24 protein-coding genes are annotated in these 19,999 nt (G+C 40.1%); 20 read left to right on the top strand and 4 right to left on the bottom strand.

Annotated features, from left to right (window positions below; translation table 11 throughout):
- Positions 1 to 61: 61 nt before the first annotated feature.
- From RZO55_RS13835 to RZO55_RS13770, 14 genes are all read left to right on the top strand, one after another.
- Positions 62 to 511, top strand: coding sequence for a GNAT family N-acetyltransferase (locus tag RZO55_RS13835; RefSeq protein WP_318064857.1), 450 nt, complete (start codon positions 62 to 64; stop codon positions 509 to 511).
- Positions 512 to 532: 21 nt separating this feature from the next.
- Positions 533 to 1,036, top strand: a complete 504-nt coding sequence (locus RZO55_RS13830) for a DsbA family protein (RefSeq protein WP_318064856.1) — start codon at positions 533 to 535, stop codon at positions 1,034 to 1,036.
- 24 nt (positions 1,037 to 1,060) lie between these two features.
- Entirely contained in the window at positions 1,061 to 1,813 is a 753-nt protein-coding gene (locus tag RZO55_RS13825; protein ID WP_318064855.1) for a class I SAM-dependent methyltransferase, read from the top strand.
- Between the two features lie 42 nt (positions 1,814 to 1,855).
- Complete coding sequence (locus RZO55_RS13820) at positions 1,856 to 2,095, top strand: DUF3781 domain-containing protein (RefSeq protein WP_318064854.1); 240 nt, start codon at positions 1,856 to 1,858, stop codon at positions 2,093 to 2,095.
- 32 nt (positions 2,096 to 2,127) lie between these two features.
- The gene (locus RZO55_RS13815) at positions 2,128 to 2,388 is read left to right on the top strand and encodes a dTDP-4-dehydrorhamnose 3,5-epimerase family protein (RefSeq protein ID WP_318064853.1); all 261 of its coding nucleotides are present in this window, start codon (positions 2,128 to 2,130) and stop codon (positions 2,386 to 2,388) included.
- Positions 2,389 to 2,428: 40 nt separating this feature from the next.
- A complete protein-coding gene (locus RZO55_RS13810; RefSeq protein WP_318064852.1) occupies positions 2,429 to 2,929 on the top strand; it encodes a GNAT family N-acetyltransferase in 501 nt (166 codons plus the stop codon).
- 10 nt (positions 2,930 to 2,939) lie between these two features.
- Positions 2,940 to 3,371, top strand: coding sequence for a GNAT family N-acetyltransferase (locus RZO55_RS13805; RefSeq protein ID WP_318064851.1), 432 nt, complete (start codon positions 2,940 to 2,942; stop codon positions 3,369 to 3,371).
- A 37-nt stretch (positions 3,372 to 3,408) separates the two neighbouring features.
- Positions 3,409 to 3,876, top strand: coding sequence for a hypothetical protein (locus tag RZO55_RS13800; RefSeq protein ID WP_318064850.1), 468 nt, complete (start codon positions 3,409 to 3,411; stop codon positions 3,874 to 3,876).
- Positions 3,877 to 3,935: 59 nt separating this feature from the next.
- Positions 3,936 to 4,487, top strand: coding sequence for an NAD-dependent epimerase/dehydratase family protein (locus RZO55_RS13795; protein ID WP_318064849.1), 552 nt, complete (start codon positions 3,936 to 3,938; stop codon positions 4,485 to 4,487).
- Between the two features lie 111 nt (positions 4,488 to 4,598).
- Positions 4,599 to 5,045 (top strand): VOC family protein, encoded by a 447-nt coding sequence (locus RZO55_RS13790; protein WP_318064848.1) that lies wholly within the window; start codon positions 4,599 to 4,601, stop codon positions 5,043 to 5,045.
- 67 nt (positions 5,046 to 5,112) lie between these two features.
- Positions 5,113 to 5,607, top strand: coding sequence for a YcxB family protein (locus RZO55_RS13785; RefSeq protein ID WP_318064847.1), 495 nt, complete (start codon positions 5,113 to 5,115; stop codon positions 5,605 to 5,607).
- Between the two features lie 149 nt (positions 5,608 to 5,756).
- Positions 5,757 to 7,133: a methyl-accepting chemotaxis protein gene (locus RZO55_RS13780; protein ID WP_318064846.1), complete on the top strand. Its 1,377-nt coding sequence runs from the start codon at positions 5,757 to 5,759 to the stop codon at positions 7,131 to 7,133.
- A gap of 192 nt (positions 7,134 to 7,325) precedes the next feature.
- On the top strand, positions 7,326 to 8,297 hold the full coding sequence (gene pta / locus RZO55_RS13775; RefSeq protein ID WP_318064845.1) for a phosphate acetyltransferase: 972 nt from the start codon (positions 7,326 to 7,328) through the stop codon (positions 8,295 to 8,297).
- Positions 8,298 to 8,337: 40 nt separating this feature from the next.
- Complete coding sequence (locus RZO55_RS13770) at positions 8,338 to 8,832, top strand: pyridoxamine 5'-phosphate oxidase family protein (RefSeq protein ID WP_318064844.1); 495 nt, start codon at positions 8,338 to 8,340, stop codon at positions 8,830 to 8,832.
- 87 nt (positions 8,833 to 8,919) lie between these two features.
- On the opposite strand, the gene RZO55_RS13765 is transcribed toward RZO55_RS13770, so the two are convergent.
- Both RZO55_RS13765 and RZO55_RS13760 read right to left on the bottom strand, forming a co-directional pair.
- Complete coding sequence (locus RZO55_RS13765; RefSeq protein ID WP_318064843.1) at positions 8,920 to 10,377, bottom strand: permease prefix domain 1-containing protein; 1,458 nt, start codon at positions 10,375 to 10,377, stop codon at positions 8,920 to 8,922.
- Complete coding sequence (locus RZO55_RS13760; protein WP_318064842.1) at positions 10,370 to 10,702, bottom strand: PadR family transcriptional regulator; 333 nt, start codon at positions 10,700 to 10,702, stop codon at positions 10,370 to 10,372. Before RZO55_RS13760 ends, RZO55_RS13765 begins: the two co-directional genes overlap by 8 nt.
- Before the next feature lie 598 nt (positions 10,703 to 11,300).
- Between RZO55_RS13760 and RZO55_RS13755 the strand changes: the two genes are divergently transcribed.
- Positions 11,301 to 12,062, top strand: a complete 762-nt coding sequence (locus RZO55_RS13755; protein ID WP_318064841.1) for an MBL fold metallo-hydrolase — start codon at positions 11,301 to 11,303, stop codon at positions 12,060 to 12,062.
- A gap of 142 nt (positions 12,063 to 12,204) precedes the next feature.
- Here the strand turns inward: RZO55_RS13755 and RZO55_RS13750 are convergent, their stop codons facing one another.
- Positions 12,205 to 14,202, bottom strand: a complete 1,998-nt coding sequence (locus tag RZO55_RS13750; protein WP_318064840.1) for a methyl-accepting chemotaxis protein — start codon at positions 14,200 to 14,202, stop codon at positions 12,205 to 12,207.
- A gap of 294 nt (positions 14,203 to 14,496) precedes the next feature.
- Here RZO55_RS13750 and RZO55_RS25810 point away from each other — a divergent pair, with 294 nt between their 5' ends.
- Together RZO55_RS25810 and RZO55_RS13740 are read left to right on the top strand one after the other, a co-directional pair.
- Positions 14,497 to 14,628: a polysaccharide deacetylase family protein gene (locus RZO55_RS25810; RefSeq protein WP_330400753.1), complete on the top strand. Its 132-nt coding sequence runs from the start codon at positions 14,497 to 14,499 to the stop codon at positions 14,626 to 14,628.
- Between the two features lie 85 nt (positions 14,629 to 14,713).
- Positions 14,714 to 15,073 (top strand): heavy-metal-associated domain-containing protein, encoded by a 360-nt coding sequence (locus tag RZO55_RS13740; protein ID WP_318064839.1) that lies wholly within the window; start codon positions 14,714 to 14,716, stop codon positions 15,071 to 15,073.
- A gap of 76 nt (positions 15,074 to 15,149) precedes the next feature.
- Here RZO55_RS13740 and RZO55_RS13735 read toward each other — a convergent pair whose 3' ends face one another.
- Positions 15,150 to 16,268, bottom strand: a complete 1,119-nt coding sequence (locus tag RZO55_RS13735; RefSeq protein ID WP_318064838.1) for a glycoside hydrolase family 5 protein — start codon at positions 16,266 to 16,268, stop codon at positions 15,150 to 15,152.
- Positions 16,269 to 16,493: 225 nt separating this feature from the next.
- On the opposite strand from RZO55_RS13735, the gene RZO55_RS13730 reads away from it, so the two are divergent.
- The 3 genes from RZO55_RS13730 (at position 16,494) to rpmE (ending at position 19,938) form a co-directional block, all read left to right on the top strand.
- A complete protein-coding gene (locus tag RZO55_RS13730) occupies positions 16,494 to 17,813 on the top strand; it encodes a replication-associated recombination protein A (RefSeq protein WP_318064837.1) in 1,320 nt (439 codons plus the stop codon).
- A gap of 164 nt (positions 17,814 to 17,977) precedes the next feature.
- A complete protein-coding gene (rho, locus tag RZO55_RS13725; protein ID WP_318064836.1) occupies positions 17,978 to 19,597 on the top strand; it encodes a transcription termination factor Rho in 1,620 nt (539 codons plus the stop codon).
- Between the two features lie 134 nt (positions 19,598 to 19,731).
- A complete protein-coding gene (gene rpmE, locus RZO55_RS13720; protein ID WP_097002639.1) occupies positions 19,732 to 19,938 on the top strand; it encodes a 50S ribosomal protein L31 in 207 nt (68 codons plus the stop codon).
- Positions 19,939 to 19,999: the final 61 nt, after the last annotated feature.

Raw genomic sequence — 19,999 nt, 5'->3', positions numbered from 1 at the left:
CGTGGGGGATGGTTTAATATTATATGGGAATTGAAAAAATAGATGTCTGGAGAAGTGATTTATGTTAAGGAGTATAGACTTTTTAAAGAGTGATGAAATTTTTCTTAAGTTAGTAAAAAAAACAGTTGGCAATATCCATAGAGGCTGGCTTCCTGCATATCATTTTGAGATATATGATAGACAGGGAAACGAAGTGGGAGGGTGTGATTTACGTGTTGGACATAATGAAAATGTTTACTATGGAGGTAACATTGGATATCATATAGATGAGAATTATAGGGGACACCATTATGCGGGAAAGGCCTGCTTGTTACTGTTCCAGTTAGCTAAAAAACATAACATGGAGTATCTTATTATTACCTGCAATCCCGATAACCATGCTTCAAGGAGAACCTGTGAATATGCCGGCGGAACATTGGAGAAAATAGTACAGATACCAGATGATAATGATATGAGGAAAATCGGAGAAACGGAAAAATGTATTTATCGGTTTCATTTACAAGATTATTAATAATTAGTGAGGTGACCAACGATGAAAAATAATTTACATCTCTTTTTTGATTATATTTGCCCCTATTGTCTGAAAGCACATAACTATTTAAAAGAACTTCTTCCGGAATATCCGGATCTGACTATCGAATGGCATCCCTGTGAATCTCATCCAAGACCAGAACGGTATGGACCCCATAGTGATCTGTGCATACAAAGCTATTTTTACGCTCTTGATCATGGAATTAACGTTTTGGATTATCACGATCGTATGTACCAGGCAACCTTTAAAGATCATGTTAATATTGAGAGTGTCGATGCTCTTAGTGAATATGTCAGTGATCTGGTCGATGCTGAAAGCTTTAAAAAGTCTCTGCAGCAGGGAACTTACCTGGATAAACTCGCAGAGTCTAATGAACTGGCATTTGAACATTCCGGAGTATGGGCAGTCCCTGCATATAGAATGGGAACTTTAAAACTTGATGCAGTTGAAAATGTTGGAATTACCAAAGATCAGATTCGGGATTTTTTAGATAAAGTCAATTAACAAGATAATATAGGGGGGAATTGCATGTATGATGAAGTACTAACTAGAAACAGAAAAAGCTGGGATACCATGGCTGATACATGGTTTGGAACAACGGCTTTACCAGTATATGGGTGCCTTGCGCCTACAGAAACTGAATTAAAGCTGTTTCCTGACCTTGATGGAAAAAAAGTATTGGATATTGGCTGTGGCAGCGGACACTCTTTAAAATGGTGCGGTGATAACGGTGCATCAGAACTATGGGGACTTGATTTATCTCCAAAGCAGATTAATAATGCAGATACATATTTAAAACAGAATGGTTATAAAGCGGTGTTGTCTGCTTCTCCGATGGAAGAAATGGGGGAAATGCCCAGGAAGTATTTTGATATCGTATATTCTATATATGCGTTAGGCTGGACTCTGGATTTACCTAAAACAATCCGTAATATTTCCGATTGTATTAAACCAGGCGGTACACTGATTTTTTCATGGGATCACCCTTTGATGCGCTGCGTGGAAGCAAGGGATAATAAAATGTTTCTGGAAGGATGTAACTATCTTTCAGACAATATTTTTTCTTTTGAACTGCATGGAAATCCTGTAACGTTACAAAACAGGAAAATGTCTACGTGGATTAATACATTGGCGGAGGAAGGATTTAAAATCGAGAAAATAGTCGAGGAAACCAGTCAAAATGTATTAGAACAAGAGTATGAGTTTTCCAATAGCTACTATGCGCCAAGTCGTGCAAAATTATTACCTCTTTCTTTTATTGTAAAAGCAACTAAATTATAAAGGTAGATATACAAGTGGCAGTTAGGAGAAGAAAACAATCTTATGGAAAATGATTTAATAAAGAATCTTGATAAAATACATACAACTGAATTGGGATATCAAAGGATCAGAAGGAATCTGAATCTGGATATACCTGATTTAATTACGTGGTGCAAAAATGGAGTTGAACGTTCGGACAACATAAGCAGAAAAGGGAAGAACTGGTATGTGGCTGTTGATAATTGTATTTTAACTATTAACGCATTTAGCTTAACTATAATTACTGCCCATAAAAAGAAATAAGGACATGAATGAGAAATAAGGCGGGTTAAAATATGAAAATTGAAAGCACAAAACTTAAAGATATAAAAATTATTGAATATGATTCCAAATTTGATAACAGAGGATTTTCATACTGTATCTATAATAAAAATGAATTGGAGAATGCTGGAATTAATTTCGAGTATATAGAGGAACGGATCTATTTCTCGGAGAAAGCAGGTACGATTTACGGAATACATTTTCAGAACAATCCAATACTTGCACCTCATGACAAGCATGCACCTAAATTAGGAGAAAGTGATTTAAATCTATAAAAGTTAAGTGAATTAATTAACTGGTACGCAGGAGGTTGAAGTGATAATTACATATCGTATCCCAACACTGGATGAGATGAAAAAAGTCAGTGAACAAATCAATAGGAGCTATGTTTCCGCATATGAGGGACTTATGGATCATGAGTATTTATCAACACTAAAAACGGATCATTGGGAACCGGTTCTGAAGGAGAGTATCAGGAACGGAGGCACTTGCCTCATTGCAGAATGCGATGATAACATTATTGGTAGTACTGTGTTTGAAACTACTACAGTTGGCGATAAAACCCATGCTCAGTGGCATGCATTCTATCTTTTACCCCAGTATATTGGCATTGGAGCCGGACATTCGTTCTATCAGAGTATTGAAGAAGAAATGATACGTCAGAAATGTGAAAGCTGCACACTGGAAGTATTATCTTCCAATGAACGAGCGATTAAATTTTATACAAACCATGGCTTTAAAAAGACAGAAACTTTTGAAGTGGAAGAGAATGGCATGGTGTTATTATGTGATAAAATGATGAAAGATTTCAGGTAAGGAGCAATCTATGAAATTTGAGATGCTGGAAAATGTTTTGACTGTAAAAGATTATCAAAAACTTAGAACATCTGTGGGTTGGAGCGAGTTACCGGAACAGCAGATAGAGACTGCATTAAGAAATTCTTTATTTACAATAGCGGTCAAATATCAGGAACAGATTGTGGCTATGGGCAGAATTGTGGGAGATGGGTGTTATATCTGCTATGTTCAGGATCTGGTTGTTTTACGGGAATATCAGGGGAAAGGTATTGGAAAATGTATAATAGAAAGGCTTGTTTCTTATGTAAAGGAGCAGGGAATTCCAGATACAAATATTACTTTGGGACTCTTTGCCGCCACAGGGAAAGAAGGTTTTTATCAGAAACAGGGGTTTCATATCCGGCCAAGCGATAACAGAGGGGCTGGAATGGAAATTATAATACCCGTACGCCTATGGTAAAGCTGATGTCTATCCAAAATAAAAGGGGGAAAATCCAATGGTACATTTGGTATACTGCGATAATAAAGGTAAAAAGGGAGAGCGTGACTTAGACAAAATCATCTCCGGTACGAAGATGATGGTGGTAAGAGGGGCAGCTGGGCGTAAAATCCCTCATAGCAGAGTGTTTGAAGGTGAAAACGTTTATTTTATGGAAAAAGGAACAGGTGAAATCTCTGCGTATGCTGTTGTAAAGTCTGTCCAGAATTATGTAAAACTGGCAGATGAGGAGATATCAAAAGTTTTAAATGAGAATCAGGATAAACTCAATCTGACGGACAAGCAGAAAGAGCGCTGGCATAAAAAATGTTTGTGTCTGGTTGAATTCGGCGGAGTTCAGCAGATTGAACCACCGCTGCCCTTTGATCATCAGGGGAATATGGATGACTGGTTGATTATTGAACAGATTGAGGATGTAGTTGTTGGTACCAGTATTCCCTATAACTATGAAAAATCCAGGTTCTGACATTAGACGCTGGTAAGTAAACGCTGGAATTTATAGATTAAAATGAATAAGGAAATAATATGAAAATTTTGATATTTGGCGGTACAAGATTTTTTGGTATCCATACAGTAAATGAATTAATACAAAATGGACATGATGTCTCCATTGCAACAAGAGGAATCACGTCTGACAGGTTTGGCAGCAGTGTCAATAGAATTTTTCTGGACCGGAACAATCAGGAGAGTATGAAACAAAGACTTGCCGGAACACATTATGATGTGGTGATTGATAAACTGGCATATTGCTCTAACGATATGAAACAGATATTTGATGTTATTGATTGTGATAAGTATATTCAGATGTCCAGTACCGCTGTTTATGATCCCAAGCGCTGGAATACCGTGGAAGAGGACTTTAATCCTAAGGATAAAGAACTGGTCTGGTGTTCAAGAATAGATTTTTCATATGATGAAATAAAAAGACAGGCCGAACGTGCGTTATGGCAGAGATACCCAGACAGAAAAATCATTTCAGTCCGATATCCATTTGTATTGGGAAAAGATGGAATAAGGCAATCCTTGTGGCAGATGGAGAGAACGGTCCATTCAATAATGAACCTGAATATAGCATAAACACAGACCGGGCGAAACAGTGCGGATTTGCTTTTACCAATGTTAAAGACTGGATCTTTGATCTGGTTGATGAGTATTTGTCCGATATTACATATGAAAGGAAATAGAAAAATGTTTCGATACGTACATACTAATATTATTGCAAAAGACCCTGATATACTGATTGCCTTTTACAAAGAAGTGTTTCACTGCAAAAGTATCGGAGAGGAAAGGGATTTAAAAGGACAGTGGCTGGACAGGCTGACATGTCTAAATAATGCCCATATCATAGGAGAACACTTATTACTCCCAGGCTATGGTGACGATCATCCCACATTAGAAATATTTTCCTATAATGCAGTCAGAGAGACCGTAATGGGAGAATTAAATCGCCCTGGTATTGCACATATTGCATTTGAAGTTGACGATGTAGAGACAACCCTGGAATTAATGATACGTGCGGGAGGAAGCCAGGTTGGAGAATTGGTTACGGCCGAATATCCCAATGATACAAAAGCTGTCTTTGTCTATGCCAGGGACCCGGAAGGCAATATTATTGAGCTGCAAAGCTGGATGTAGAAAGCGAAATGGAAAATCTACGGTATACAATGTAGGAATTGAGTGAATAAATAAGGAAAGGTAAAAAATGCATATTCAATTTGAAAACAGATATTATTCTGATGATGCTATGGTACCAGAGTATGTACATAAGGTGCTATGCAGAAGAATCTATTTCATGGGAGCTGTATTTATCCCCATTGCACTTATCATGACTGGTATTATGATGAGTAAACAAAATTACATCATGACTGCAGTCTTCGGGGTCTGCCTGTTCATTATTACCAGCACAATTCTAATTACTCCCCCTATGGCAATAAGACAATTGAGAGAAATTGATTACCAGCTGCATAATGGAAAGAAGCCTGAAGCAGTTATACAGTTTGGTGAACATATTTCCATAACTCAGGGGACATTTTCTTTAACGATTGAATACTTCCAGATTATAAAGACATATGAATTAAAACATTCGTTTGTTCTGATGTTTGCTAAAAATAATGGAATTATTATTGATCCAGCTGGTTTTAACGTAGGTTGTTATAATGAATTCAAAGAATTTATAAGAATAAGATGTATTAATTGATAATTGTATTATTAATAGAATATAGTTAAAATGTTAATTAATAGTCAAAAAATACCAAAAAAATACCAAATAATATACAAAAATATCCTTAATTACCTCTTTTTTCAGTCGATATTATCATAAGAGCTGAAGAAATACCGGCTGACTAAATGAGTGGAGGTAAAAGCTATGAACATAAAAAGGTGACCTTAGAGCAGTTGAATACGTCCTTTCAGGAAGATTTTCAAATCTGGCTCAATGCATATGATGTAAAAAGTGGAACCGGAGATATGGAACTGTCGCTATCCAGCTTTAATAAAGCGCGAGAGAATATTAATCTGATGACAGAACTGCTTGAGACCTATGCTAATACACGGTCTGCTGAAATTGAAAACAGTGTAACCCAGAGTATACGGACGTCGGTTATTTTTATAGCTGCAATTATATTTTTAATCGCTCTTTTTTCTATTCAGACTATCCGTTATTTAAAGATAAATATCCAGTATATTACAGGAATCAGCAAACGGATTGCCCGGGGAGAATTATCCCTTGAAATAGATGAAAGAAAAATCACAAGAGATGAACTGGGTCAGCTTTGTGAGGCAACCGGTCAGACGCTTCGTCAGCTGAATGAATATAATTCCTATATCAATGAAATTACTCAGGTACTGGATACTATGGCTGGGGGAGATATGAGAGTTGCATTAAACCAGGAGTATAGCGGAAGATTTTCCTCGATAAAAAATTCCCTGCTTGGAATTTCCTCCTCTCTGAACAAAACACTGTCCACCATAGCAGATTCTTCCAGGCATGTGGATGACAGCTCCAGGCAGATTTCTGACACTGCACAGTCTCTGGCCCAGAGTACGACGGAGCAGGCAAGCTCAGTAGAAGAATTATCGGCTTCCATTGCAGATGTAGCTCAACTGGTACATAAGAATGCAGACAGTGTGACAGAAGCGGCTGATTATATTGGAGAGACAGTTCAGGATATTAAAGAGAGTAATGATTCTATGAAGCAGATGCTTGTTTCTATGGAGGATATTGGCAATTCCTCTGGTGAAATCAATAAGATTATTTCAGTAATTAATGATATTGCATTTCAAACCAATATTCTCGCGCTAAATGCTGCCGTTGAAGCAGCCAGAGCAGGTTCTGCAGGAAAAGGGTTTGCAGTTGTTGCGGATGAGGTCCGGAATCTGGCTACCAAATCTGCCGAAGCAGCACAGCAGACCTCTTCGCTGATTGAAAATTCCATTAAGGCAGTCTCAGATGGTTCGAAATTAGCAGAAAATACAGCTGCCGCGCTGGAACGGGTATCCGCAAAGACCTACCAGATTCATGATATTATACTCAAAATCAAGGATGCATCCTCAGAGCAGTCTGTTTCTATTACCCAGATTAATCAGGGGATTGAGCAGATTTCATCGGCTGTACAGACGAATGCTGCAACTGCGGAGGAAAGCGCTGCTTCCAGTGAAGAATTGTCGGGGCAGGCGGCATTATTATACAGTGAGGCGGGTAAGTTTAAGCTTTCGGACGTATAAAATTCTCTACCTAAGGTAGTATAATTTAAGATGTGCCCGGACTGTTATCTACGGTCCGGGCTGTATTTATTTTTAAACACCCGTTTTATTGTTAAATTTTACTACTTAAGCTATAATCTTTTTATAGATAAAGTAATATAAAATGGAAATATGGAAAAACTGCATAAAAAATAGGTTACGGAGGTAGAAAGCATGTTTGAGCCAATGATTACTGCATTAAAAAAGCAAACCAGACGGATCGTTTTTACAGAGGGGACTGATCCAAGAATATTAGAAACAGCCCATCGTCTGCATAGTGAAGGAATTCTGGTACCAGTTCTTTTAGGAAATTCAAATGAGATTCAAGCCGCTGCCGCAGCGTGTAACTGGCCTGTTGATGAAATTGAGAAAATTGATCCCCTGGATTATGAAGGTTTGGATGAAATGGTATCAAAAATGATAGAATTAAGAAAAGGTAAGATGGATGAGGCAGCTTGTCTGGAGGCCTTGAAAAAGCCTAACTACTTTGGCACCATGCTGGTTAAAATGGGAAAGGCGGACTGCCTTTTGGGAGGAGCAACTTATTCCACTGCTGATACCGTGAGACCTGCCCTGCAGTTGATTAAAACGAGACCAGGCAGTAAGATTGTCTCCAGCTGTTTTATTCTTTCCAGGAAAACAGAAGATGGGAATGAGATGTATGCCATGGGTGACTGTGCGATTAATCTTGATCCCAGCGACGAGGAGCTGGCGGAAATCGCATGTGAGACGGCCAGGACAGCCAGACGTTTCACCATCGATCCTAAGGTTGCACTGCTGTCTTACAGCACACTGGGGTCAGGAAAGGGAGAGTCAGTTGATAAGGTGAGAAAGGCAGCTGAGAGATTAAAAGCCATGAATCTGGATTTCCCGGCAGACGGTGAACTGCAGTTTGACGCGGCATTTTCTCCTGTTGTGGCTAAAACGAAAGCTCCGGAATCAAGCGTTGCAGGAAATGCCAATGTTTTTATTTTCCCGGACATCAATGCCGGTAATATCGGGTATAAGATTGCACAGCGTTTAGGTGGATTTGAAGCGTTCGGCCCGATTCTCCAGGGATTAAATGCCCCTATTAATGATCTTTCCAGAGGGTGTAATGCAGACGAAGTTTATAAAATGTCGATTATTACAGCAGCTCTTATATAGCTTACAAATGACAAATCTGTCTTCGTGAAAGGAGTTCTATATGTTTAGAGAAATGAGGCGTAAAAATCAGGCACTGTCATCAGAGGAATGCATGCAGGTATTAAACCGCGCAACAACAGGAGTGCTGGCTGTGTCGGGTGATGATGATTATCCTTATGCAGTACCCTTAAGTTATGTATACCGTAACAATAGAATTTACTTCCATGGAGCAAAAACAGGTCATAAATTGGATGCAATCGTAAGAAATGAAAAAGTATCTTTTTGTGTCATAGATCAGGATCAGATTGTACAGGAAGAATATACCACATATTTTCGAAGTGTTATTGCATTTGGCAGAGCCCGTATTTTGGGGGAAGAGGATAAAAGAAGGGCGCTTGAGATCTTAACAGCAAGATACTCGCCGGATATAGAAGAAACTGAGCGCTCACAGGCAATTGATAAAGGTTTGAAAGATGTATGTATGATCGAACTTGAAATTGAATATATGAGTGGAAAAGAATCGATAAAGCTGGTAAAGCAAAAAAATAATAGTTAGACCACAAGAATGCATAAGGCAGGTTCAGAGATTTTTGAACCTGCCTTAAAGTAGCTTTACATTAAATTGAGTAAGTAATACAGCGTTTCAGACTGAGGCTATAGGTTTGAAGTTAATAGGATCTTCCATTACATGGTCATGCCGGTAAGCTGAAAATATAAGACCTAGAATAATCATATTGAAAATAATACTTAATTGCCCTTCTGAAATTAACGGCAGATTAGGAAATGTTGCGAATTGATGTCCGAAATTTCCCAACAGGTATAATACCCCCTGCCAGAGGAGGCACTGGCAGCAGCTAAAAGCCAGAGAAGATGCAAGTTTCCCATGAATTCGGGCAGTATACGAAAAAAGCAGCAGGTAAAAAAGTCCGATTACTCCTATCAGCAGGAGACCTGGAATCCATCCAAACAGAAAGATAAATACCGCGATCATATAATTATTATAGTAGTGCTGAGGCAGGATATCCCATAGTGTTACATCATCCAAATGGTAGTTAATATCCTTGAGTGATTTAACTTCATCGGGTCTGACATTTTTGGGATTTTTGTAAATAAAATACCATGCACCGGTGCCATAATCCAACATTTCCTCTGGCGTTAGTTTCAGTCCTTGCATAAGAGGCGATTTAGAAAGAAGCTCCTGAATCAGAATACCGTTATACGCATCATCCAAAGTCCGATGTGCAGAGGATTGGGGAGAAAGAAACACCTTCACATTCTGTCTGCCTGATTCAGAAAAGTAAAAGGGACTTCCAAGCAATACTGTAAAAGCCAAAGCGGCTGGATAAAGAAATATCTTTTTGCCGGTTAGAATCCCGCGGTGAATCATGAAGAAGACAGTTCCTGACGCACTCAGGATAAAAATAAGCACTGCGGTATCCCCAAGGAATGGGCGGACTGCATACATGAAAAGCAGCCATACAGCGATAGCGGTCAGAGCAGCGGTCAGGAATCTTTTTTTATTTTGGCGGGAGCAATAGAATAGAACCGTAAGGACCGGGATAAACAGTAAAGTGGCAAAATAGGTAATGTTGTCTAACCCATACCGGTTTCCCATAATAAGTTGTATAATAAAAAGAAGTATCTGTGTCAGATAAAGAAAACCTGTGAATAATGCGATGGATTTTCTGTATCTGATCAATAAAGGATATCCTTTCAGTACAGTAAATGTAAGGATGACAGCCCCTGTAATGTAGTAAAGAGAGCTGTCAGCCATTTGTTTCGGTCTCCATTGCATAAAGCTGGTAAAAATAAAGCCTGTACATAGAAGAAGTAAACTAATAAAAGTTAGCTGCGGAGCTTCTTGAATCTTATGTGCTTCATTGATTTCCATACCAATTGTTACTGCATCCCCCATATTACGAAGTGTCTGGCGCTCGGCATCGGAAGGGGAGAAACCCTGTTCTTTATATTCCTCCATTCGGTCATTCATATGATCTTCCAGCTCCTGACGTATGGAAGGGCGCAGTGGTTTATAGGATATCTGTTCGGTTACTTCTTTTAGAAACTGCGAAATTGATGAATTAGATGCGCTTTTATTCAAACAGAACACCTCCCATTACCTTATTGATAGCCGTCTGATAGACCTCCCATTCTTTTGATTTCTCATTCAGCAGCTTCTGACCGCCAGTGGTTATTGCGTAATATTTGCGCAGCCGTCCATTGTCAGCGGTTTGCTGATAGCTGGTGACCGCTCCCTCATGCTCCAATGTGTGCAGAATGGGATAGAGTGTACCTTCTTTTAGTTTGAAAACATTCTGGCTCTGCTGTTCCAGCTCACGAATTATTTGGTACCCGTACATGCTTTGCTGATGTAATAGTTTCAGAACCAGCATGGAAGTTCCGAGGGCCATATACCGTTTGTCCATAGGATTGGTTCCTTTCTTTCAATAAATTTTATTTCTTGTAAAGATACATAGATAATCTAAGTATGAAGAGTATTATACATAGTAAATCCAGGTATGTCAAGTTAACAAGGCCATGTTATGATTTGACTTTTATATAACAGTTTTGTTATGAAAACAGAATTTTAAATGACTATTTTATGCTTATTATAATTCATGTTGGTAAATCTCTCCATTGTATCTAAACAGGAAATGGCTGCCCCTTCATGTGTTGAATCGTATAATCTTAAGCGCTTAACTTTTGAATCAGTACTGAAGCATTAGCATTTATTTGTGTTCCCCCGGCCAAAGTTTGCAGTGTAACCGTAGAGGTACTAGTATGATTTCGAATTGTTATGACATCAGCCGCCGCTGCGGTAATAATTACCATACCTGGATTTGCTTGTGTTCCAGCTCCAGATCCATATACAGCTCCATCAATACTGACGATTAAACGTAAAAAGTGGAGAAACTGTGAGTGGTATATGGAACGTTGTTTAATGTTGATAGTTAGTAAGTTTGGTGATATATTCTATATATAAGGCCGCTTGCGATCTGCGACAAAGCAAAAGGAGTAATTTAAATGGACAAATGGTTTACACTTGATAAAATTGATGCGGATACTCACATTATCAGCGAATACCGCCATTGGGAGGAGACACACTGCTATCTGCTTGAAGGGGAAGAACGATGTTTGCTTATTGACACCGGACTTGGTATCTGTAATATTTCAGAAGAGGTAAGAAAGCTGACAGACAAACGGGTAACTGCCGTTGCGACACATATCCATTGGGATCATGTGGGGGGGCACCAATACTATCCGGATTTTTACGCTCATGAGGAGGAACTGGACTGGCTGAACGGCAGTTTTCCACTGACAATGGGTACAATACGGGATATGATCATTGACCGGTGCGATTTGCCAGAGGGGTATGACGTTAATACTTACAGGTTCTTTCAGGGAGTGCCCACACGGGTACTTAAAGATGGTGACACCATTGATCTGGGCGGGAGAGAGATTACTGTATTGCATACACCGGGGCATTCACCGGGTCATCTGTGTTTTTGGGAGGCGCAGCGGGGTTACTTATTTACCGGTGACCTTGTTTATAAGGACACACTGTTTGCTTATTATCCTTCCACCGACCCGCAGGCATATCTCGCGTCTCTTCAAAAGGTAGCAGCATTGCCCGTTAAAAAAGTATTTCCGGCTCATCACAGTCTGGACATTCAGCCGGAGATTCTGGGCCGCATGCAGGATGCTTTCAGCCAGCTGCAAGCAGATGGTAATCTTCATCATGGCAGCGGCACATTTGATTACGGCGATTGGGCTGTCTGGCTTTGATATATATTCAGACCTTAGGTATGGTCGGTTAACGTCACAAGCTGATAATGCGGTAGCAATTTCTATCAGTTGAAACATAAGAGGGAAGTTCATAAACATTTTGTTTACGAACTTCCCTCTTACGTAAATAAAGCTTTGCAATTTAAAATTTAAATGATCCGACCAGTGATTTTAATGACACAGCCTGTGCAGATAATTCTTCTGATGTAGCAGCACTTTCTTCTGCAGCCGCAGAATTAGATTGTACAACATTGGAAATTTGATCAACACCAATGAGCATTTGATTGATTGAATCATATTCTTGCTCTGTAGCTATAATTATTTCTCTCATACTTCTTACTGCTATCTCTGTTTTTTCCACAACATCCTTTAATGATAAACCTGTTTCATCAACCATACGTGACCCCTCTTCTACCGCGAGAATGGATCGTTCTATCAGAGCGGTTGTACTGCTGGCGGCCTGACTGGATTTAGCTGCCAGACTTCTTACCTCGTCTGCAACAACTGCAAATCCTTTGCCCACGCTCCCTGCGCGTGCAGCTTCTACCGCAGCATTCAGGGCCAGAATATTTGTCTGGAAAGCAATTTCTTCTATCACTTTTATTATTTTTCCTATCTCGGCAGAGGTGATATTTATTTCCTTCATTGCAGAAATAAGACTATTCATCTGATTGTTGCTGAATTTGATTTTTTCCCCCAGTTCTGACATGTACTTTTCTGAAGCTGCTGCATTGGAGGTATTTAATTTGGTCATTGAAGAAATTTCATCAAATGATGCTGCCAGTTCCTCAACGGAAGAGGCTTGTTCGGTAGCGCCCTGAGCCAGTCCTGTAGCGCTTGCAGCCAATTGTTCTGCCCCTGAGGTTACCTGACTGGAGGCAATATTAATCTGATGTAAAGTGCCTGTAATATTATTGATCATATAGGTGATGGAGGTATAAATTTCTCGCATATCACCCACATAAGCGCTTTCTGGTATCTGAGGTTTTGCTGAGAAGTTGCCTCTTGCCATTTCTCCAAGAAGATATTTTACATCTTCAATAATAGATTGAAGAGAACTTGTTAATATTTTTGCTGACTGCGTCAATAGCATTGTCTCATCATTAGTCTTAATATCTGCTACAGTACTGTGGAAATCCCCCTCTGACAGCTGCTGAAGCCGGGTTGTACATATCTGAATCGGTTTCCCTATGGAATTTGCTAATTTAGCAGCAGATAGAAAACTTATAATAAGAGCCAGTATAATTACTGCGATGGTCATTGCGATACTCTGGAAAGTTCCATTTAAAAAATCATTAACCGGTGCGCTGATTGCAATACTCCATCCGTTTGTTTCCTGAATAGGAGCATAAGCAAGATATTTATTCTGTCCTTGATATTTGTAAGATCCAAAACCATTTTTTCCGGAGATCATTTCTTTGAGAACCGCGGCCAAAGATGCATACTGGGGATCTTTTTTAGATTCTTCTATGTAATTTGTCTGATTTTTAATTAATTCAGAGTTAGGGTGTGCAATCATCGTTCCCTTGCTGTCAGTTATGTAGGCATATCCATTCTTACTGACATTTATTGAAGAAACCAAGGTGTTGAGAGAACTTACATCCATACATGCCATAACAGCACCGATGACTTCTGAATTCTGGATGCCGTCCTTCCAGATTGGAGCCGCAACAGCGCATACATATTCTCCAGTGTCTCTGCTGTAAATTGGATCGCTGATATTTGATTTACCAGCCAGAGCAGATATGAAGTATTGTCTGTCACAAACGTTTAAATCTGAATTTGCAAGACTAGCACCATCTTTATCAAATAAATAGACACTGTTCCAGTTATATGATTTTTTATAATGTTCTAATATTTCCAACTTTTCGGGATTTTTGATTGTATCCACTGATAACTCTTTGACTGTGCCTAATGTTTCTACGATATTCAAAGTAGATTTCAGACGATATTCTACCTGACCTGCACCCACTGTAGCAGTTGTTTTTAAATTATTTTTCAAGATATGGATTGTTGACGAAAAGTTGAGCAAACATGTTAAAAAACCCACAAAGAGAAGCGATGCCGAAACTGTTACCATAATCATAAATCGTATCTTTTTTTTAATTGTTGTCACTTTTTGGATTTTGTTGTTTTCCATATTTTTCTCCTTTTCATCTTTCGTTGTTAAATGTAACAATAAAAAAACTGATTGTAATTAAACTTTATTATAATTGTACAAAAATGTAAATTAAAACTTTTAATAAATGAAAAAACATTATCGACAAAATTCGACAAAATAAATCGATACAGAATGATAAAAAAATAACAATAATACTGTTGCGGTTACAGAGCAAAGGGGAAAATAACATTTTTTCCAGCTTTATGCAATGAGGATACCCTGGACTGGAAAACTCAGAATACGAAAAAAATAGTCCGTAATATAGTAAAGAACGTGGAACCCGGAGATATTATTCTTCTCCACGATGTATTTCCCACATCTGTGGAAGCTGCACTTGAGGCAATTGATGTATTGACCAAACAGGGATATACGTTTGTAACAGCGGATGAATTATTAATTGATTAAAAGTATCAATAAAAACTCTTCCATATGTGCGTTTTCGTTTTATAATATTGATAGAACATCATTTTGCAGAAAAGGAGGAGTTGACATGTCAACAGCTGTGATCAGTGTGATTTTAATCGTAATCTGTTATTTTGGTTTGAAAAGTTCCATTAAACGGACTAAGCAGGGGTGCTGCGGCGGCAGCGGTGAGGTAGTGAAGAAAGTGAAAGCAGCAGACACAAATAAGTCCCATTATCCGCACGTCACAACTCTTCAGGTAGATGGAATGACCTGTGAAAACTGCAGAAAAAGGGTGGAGAATGCGTTTAACAGCCTTGACGGAATCTATGCAGTGGCGGATTTTGAAAAGAAACAGGTTACAGTTCATATGAAAGAGAAGATGGCAGAAAGTGATATAAAAGACATTGTAAAAAAAGCTGGTTATCTCCCGGGCCGGTTCGTTTAACCTTAATATTTTTGACGCAGAAGAGCTGTTGCTTCACAGGTGATTAGACACATGTGGAGCAACAGCTCAGACTGATTTATTGAATCCCTCTCATCATTGCATTTACCAGATCGGGGTAATAATAGGTACAGTTTGTTCTGTCCAGCAGACCAAAAAGCTCTCCATCACCGTTTATGATACCATTATCCCACCAGATGCAGGGGATTCCTTTAGCTTTGGCAGTTTTTACATAGAAATTAGCCCAGCTGGTACGCTCTCTCAGATTATTCTTATTCATTGCTCCGAATTCACCAATTATGACCGGATGACCTTTGGAAATGAAATAGCGGTGGATACTGTCCATCAGATAGGTTATGGCGCCGGTATCTGCGCTGTTATCAAGGCGCCAATCCGAAGTTCCGGAAGTATTCAGGGCAAAGTCATAAGGCGTGTAAGCGTGTATGGAGACAATGATCTTATTATCCCATGGTATAACAAAGTTATCCCAGGCATTTGTAGATGACGTAGCAGCATAAGGCGGGATCATTAAATGTCTTAACGGGTTGTTACCGCGGGAGTTTCGTATGGTCCTTACAAAAGCAGCATTAAAACGGTTTACTACCTCCTGGCCTTCTCTGTTGCCGCCGTTCCATTCGTCCGCAGTACCCTTTTGCCGTGGTTCATTCAGACCTTCAAAGATCAGATGTTCATCATAATTTTTAAACCTTTCCGCGATCTGGGTCCATACTTTTGTAAGAATCCTGATGGCAGCAGCTTCATTCGCGTAGGAAGGAAAATGCCATTCCTCATGATGAAGGTTCAAAATAACAAACATCCTGTTATTGATGCCGTAATCTACAACCTCTGCAACCCTGTTAAGCCACGCAGAATCGATGGTGTAATCAGGTGCAGGTCCCAGGTGTTTTTCCCAGGTAGTTGGAACTCTTAAGGTATTAAATCCACCTTCCCTGATTTTATCAATCATGGCTTTCGTCGTTCTTGGATTCCCCCAGGAGGTTTCGGAAGAAAGACCGAAACCATCGGTTGCATCCATGGTATTTCCTAAATTCCATCCGATACGGATTTCTCTCACCAGTTCAGTGGAAGAAATATTCCGGATGGAAAAAGGACCTCTTGCTTTTTGCGCGTTGGTCTCATTCATAAGACCTGTCTCTTCAGACATAATACTTGTTGTTTTCATGTTTTTTGTACTCATATACCCTCCTATAAAAAAAAGTTTTTTTGCTACAATTAGAGAATAGCATGTTTTATATCAGTTTAAAATGAAATTTAGTGCAATAAAATCTGACAAAAAACTGGGACACATAAAGAACAAATGTTCTTGACAAATTACCGGGGACTGCCCATAATAAAGAAAGAGGGATCAGTATAACCCTTGTTTATCTGACTGGGTACACGATAACGGGTAAAGGAGTAAATTATGGATTTGTTTGATTATATGAGGGAGAATACCATGGAAAAAGAATCCCCTCTTGCTTCCAGGCTTCGCCCATCCACTCTGGAAGAAGTGGTGGGGCAGCAGCATATTATCGGAAAGGATAAGCTTCTTTATCGCGCCATCAAAGCAGATAAGCTGGGATCAGTTATATTCTACGGACCCCCCGGAACCGGGAAGACCACTCTGGCAAGAGTCATTGCCAATACCACAAGTGCGGATTTCAGGCAGATTAACGCAACCGTTGCCGGGAAAAAAGATATGGAAGAAATTGTGAAAGAAGCCAAAGATTCTTTGGGAATGTACGCTAAGAAGACCATTCTTTTTGTTGATGAGATTCATAGGTTTAATAAGGGGCAGCAGGACTATCTTCTGCCATTCGTAGAGGATGGAACTTTAATATTAATCGGTGCAACCACGGAAAACCCTTATTTCGAGGTGAATGGTGCGCTTCTTTCCCGTTCCAGGGTATTTGAGCTGAAGACACTGGAAAAAGAGGATATTAAGGAACTGATCAGCCGGGCGGTTTACGATAAAGAAAAGGGAATGGGCGCCTATGACGCAGTCATTGACCCGGAAGCAGAGGATTTTCTGGCAGATGTGGCGAACGGTGATGCAAGGGCAGCTTTAAATGCAGTGGAGCTTGGCGTCATGACTACAGAACGGGACCCCCATGACGGAAAAATCCATATTAACATGGAAGTAGCCCAGGAATGCATTCAGAAACGTGCAGTCAGATACGATAAAAACGGAGATAACCATTACGATACTATTTCCGCATTTATTAAGAGCATGCGGGGATCAGATCCTGATGCAGCGGTTTATTATCTGGCACGGATGCTCTATGCAGGGGAAGATATTAAATTCATCGCAAGAAGAATCATGATCTGTGCGTCAGAGGATGTGGGCAATGCAGATCCACAGGCTCTTGTTGTTGCAGTGGCGGCCGCCCAGGCAGCGGAGCGGATCGGGCTTCCGGAGGCACAGATTATTTTATCTCAGGCAGTTACCTATGTGGCGTGTGCACCCAAAAGCAACGCGGCATGTGTCGCTGTATTCGAGGCGCAGGAAGCAGTGAGAAATAAAAAAACCATGCCCATACCGGTTCACTTGCAGGATTCCCATTATAAAGGTTCCGCTAAGCTTGGTCACGGTCAGGGATACCTCTATGCCCATGATTATGAAAATCATTATGTAAAGCAGCAATATCTTCCGGATGGCATGGAAAGTATAGAATTTTACCGGCCTACGGAGAATGGTTATGAGAAAAAAATCAGGGAACACTTAAGCTTTCTGAAAAAATGACTTTTCTTTTTATTTATAAAGGGTTATAATAAACATATCGTACGACCTGATTCAACATGATTAGGACCGGAAGAATATTCCGGTCGTCTGTTTGCGATATTCTATCGTAGATCATTCCCAAGATTACGAAACAACTGGTATAAGGAATCATGAAGGAGATTAATATGCGTGAAAAATTACTGACATTGCCGTTAACGGAGTTAAAGGAGCTTGCAAAAGCCCAGGGGATAAAGGGCTACAGTTCCATGAGAAAGCCTGATATTATAAATATACTCTGTGAAAAGGAAGGAGAAACTTCTGATTTCGCAGCTTTGACTGGGAGTGTAACGGCAGAAAGCAGGGAAACAGTCAATGAACAAAAAAATGAACAGCCTGAGAAAGTAACGAACAGACCAGCCATGTCCGCTTCGCAGCCCCAGCAGTCTGGTGGAACACAGCAGAATACACCGGGGCAAAGCAGCACCAAGAAGACGGTTGTCCGCTCTTACCGCCAGGAATCACAGCAAAGAACGTACCGCCCGACAGGAGGGAGCTCTGAGGGGAATGGCAGATATGAGAATTCCGGAAGGAATGAATCAAATGTAAAGCAGGAATATGCAGCGGAAGAACCTAAAGTGGATTTTCAGCCCAGTCCGGAGCTGCAGGAGCTTGACAGCGGAGTTGATGCCCATGGAATCCTGGAGGTCATGCCTGATGGATTTGGTTTTATCCGGTGTGAGAATTATCTTCCAGGTGAGAATGATGTCTATGTAGCGCCTTCCCAGATACGCCGCTTTAACATGAAGACCGGAGACATTATTAATGGAAGCCGCAGAGTAAAAACTGCTGCAGAGAAATTTGCAGCGCTGTTATATGTGAAGAAAATTAACGGATATCCCACCAATATGGCAGAGCGCCGGCCAAACTTTGAGAATATGACCCCGATCTTTCCGGATAAGCGCCTTCATATGGAGACGGACGGCGGAAAGAATATTACTGCTATGAGAGTGCTGGACTTACTGGCACCGATCGGAAAGGGACAGAGAGGTATGATTGTATCTCCTCCCAAGGCAGGAAAAACCACCCTGTTAAAACAAATTGCAAAAGCAATAACAGTCAATCATCCGGAGATTCATCTTATGATACTTCTCATTGATGAGCGTCCGGAAGAGGTTACCGATATCAAAGAATCTATTGTGGGCGATAATGTGGAAGTACTTTATTCCACCTTTGACGAGCTTCCTGAACGCCATAAAAGAGTATCGGAGATGGTGATTGAGAGAGCAAAACGCCTTGTTGAGCATGGAAGAGACGTTGTGATCCTTTTAGACAGCATCACCCGCCTTGCAAGAGCTTATAACCTAACGGTTGCTCCCAGCGGAAGAACGCTTTCCGGCGGTCTTGACCCCGCAGCCCTTCATATGCCCAAGCGTTTCTTCGGCGCTGCGAGAAACATGAGAGAGGGGGGGAGTCTTACTGTGCTTGCTTCTGCACTGGTTGAAACGGGAAGCCGCATGGATGACGTAATTTATGAAGAATTTAAAGGTACCGGCAACATGGAGCTGGTTCTTGACCGGAAGCTGTCAGAGAAGAGGATCTTCCCTGCGATTGATATTTTAAAGTCCGGAACCAGAAGAGACGATCTGCTGCTTACCAGAGAAGAATCAGAGGCTGTGGACGTTGTGCGTAAGGCAACCAATACATTAAAACCAGAAGATGCAGTTGAAAAAATTCTGGACCTGTTTTCAAAAACAAGGAGCAATCGGGAATTTGTAGAAACATCCAAAAAGATGCGCTTTTTCTAATGGCTGCGATCTTTTATGTAAATAAATGCTTGCATTAAGATTTTTTCTATGTTATACTATACAAGCTGTTTATTAGACAAAGTCGGTTTAAAAACCGCGATTTAATAGAAATTAGAGTATGCGAGGTGAAAATAATGAAAGAGGGAATCCATCCAAATTACTACCAGGCAAAGGTTGTTTGCAACTGTGGTAATGAATTCGTAACTGGTTCTACAAAGGATGACATCCATGTAGAAATTTGTTCTAAATGCCATCCATTCTACACCGGTCAGCAGAGAGCTGCTTCCGCGCGTGGACGTATTGATAAATTCAATCGTAAATATGGCGTTAAGGCTGAATAAGTTTGGAGCAAAGAAAAGGTTGAGTTTAGTGGAAACACTTTAGCTCAACCTTTTTTGAGAT

Origin of the sequence: Clostridium boliviensis (assembly GCF_033342255.1) — a bacterium.
Lineage (GTDB): Bacteria > Bacillota > Clostridia > Lachnospirales > Lachnospiraceae > Lacrimispora > Lacrimispora boliviensis.
This window is presented reverse-complemented; position numbering and strand designations above follow the sequence as displayed.

What these genes read in the sequence shown, in the direction of transcription:
- RZO55_RS13835 (WP_318064857.1), top strand. Translation starts at nt 62, where the DNA reads ATGTTAAGGAGTATAGACTTTTTAAAGAGTGATGAAATTTTTCTTAAG.
- RZO55_RS13830 (WP_318064856.1), top strand. Translation starts at nt 533, where the DNA reads ATGAAAAATAATTTACATCTCTTTTTTGATTATATTTGCCCCTATTGT.
- RZO55_RS13825 (WP_318064855.1), top strand. Translation starts at nt 1,061, where the DNA reads ATGTATGATGAAGTACTAACTAGAAACAGAAAAAGCTGGGATACCATG.
- RZO55_RS13820 (WP_318064854.1), top strand. Translation starts at nt 1,856, where the DNA reads ATGGAAAATGATTTAATAAAGAATCTTGATAAAATACATACAACTGAA.
- RZO55_RS13815 (WP_318064853.1), top strand. Translation starts at nt 2,128, where the DNA reads ATGAAAATTGAAAGCACAAAACTTAAAGATATAAAAATTATTGAATAT.
- RZO55_RS13805 (WP_318064851.1), top strand. Translation starts at nt 2,940, where the DNA reads ATGAAATTTGAGATGCTGGAAAATGTTTTGACTGTAAAAGATTATCAA.
- RZO55_RS13800 (WP_318064850.1), top strand. Translation starts at nt 3,409, where the DNA reads ATGGTACATTTGGTATACTGCGATAATAAAGGTAAAAAGGGAGAGCGT.
- RZO55_RS13795 (WP_318064849.1), top strand. Translation starts at nt 3,936, where the DNA reads ATGAAAATTTTGATATTTGGCGGTACAAGATTTTTTGGTATCCATACA.
- RZO55_RS13790 (WP_318064848.1), top strand. Translation starts at nt 4,599, where the DNA reads ATGTTTCGATACGTACATACTAATATTATTGCAAAAGACCCTGATATA.
- RZO55_RS13785 (WP_318064847.1), top strand. Translation starts at nt 5,113, where the DNA reads ATGCATATTCAATTTGAAAACAGATATTATTCTGATGATGCTATGGTA.
- RZO55_RS13780 (WP_318064846.1), top strand. Translation starts at nt 5,757, where the DNA reads ATGAGTGGAGGTAAAAGCTATGAACATAAAAAGGTGACCTTAGAGCAG.
- pta (WP_318064845.1), top strand. Translation starts at nt 7,326, where the DNA reads ATGTTTGAGCCAATGATTACTGCATTAAAAAAGCAAACCAGACGGATC.
- RZO55_RS13770 (WP_318064844.1), top strand. Translation starts at nt 8,338, where the DNA reads ATGTTTAGAGAAATGAGGCGTAAAAATCAGGCACTGTCATCAGAGGAA.
- RZO55_RS13760 (WP_318064842.1), bottom strand. Translation starts at nt 10,702, where the DNA reads ATGGACAAACGGTATATGGCCCTCGGAACTTCCATGCTGGTTCTGAAA.
- RZO55_RS13755 (WP_318064841.1), top strand. Translation starts at nt 11,301, where the DNA reads ATGGACAAATGGTTTACACTTGATAAAATTGATGCGGATACTCACATT.
- RZO55_RS13750 (WP_318064840.1), bottom strand. Translation starts at nt 14,202, where the DNA reads ATGGAAAACAACAAAATCCAAAAAGTGACAACAATTAAAAAAAAGATA.
- RZO55_RS13740 (WP_318064839.1), top strand. Translation starts at nt 14,714, where the DNA reads ATGTCAACAGCTGTGATCAGTGTGATTTTAATCGTAATCTGTTATTTT.
- RZO55_RS13735 (WP_318064838.1), bottom strand. Translation starts at nt 16,268, where the DNA reads ATGAGTACAAAAAACATGAAAACAACAAGTATTATGTCTGAAGAGACA.
- RZO55_RS13730 (WP_318064837.1), top strand. Translation starts at nt 16,494, where the DNA reads ATGGATTTGTTTGATTATATGAGGGAGAATACCATGGAAAAAGAATCC.
- rho (WP_318064836.1), top strand. Translation starts at nt 17,978, where the DNA reads ATGCGTGAAAAATTACTGACATTGCCGTTAACGGAGTTAAAGGAGCTT.
- rpmE (WP_097002639.1), top strand. Translation starts at nt 19,732, where the DNA reads ATGAAAGAGGGAATCCATCCAAATTACTACCAGGCAAAGGTTGTTTGC.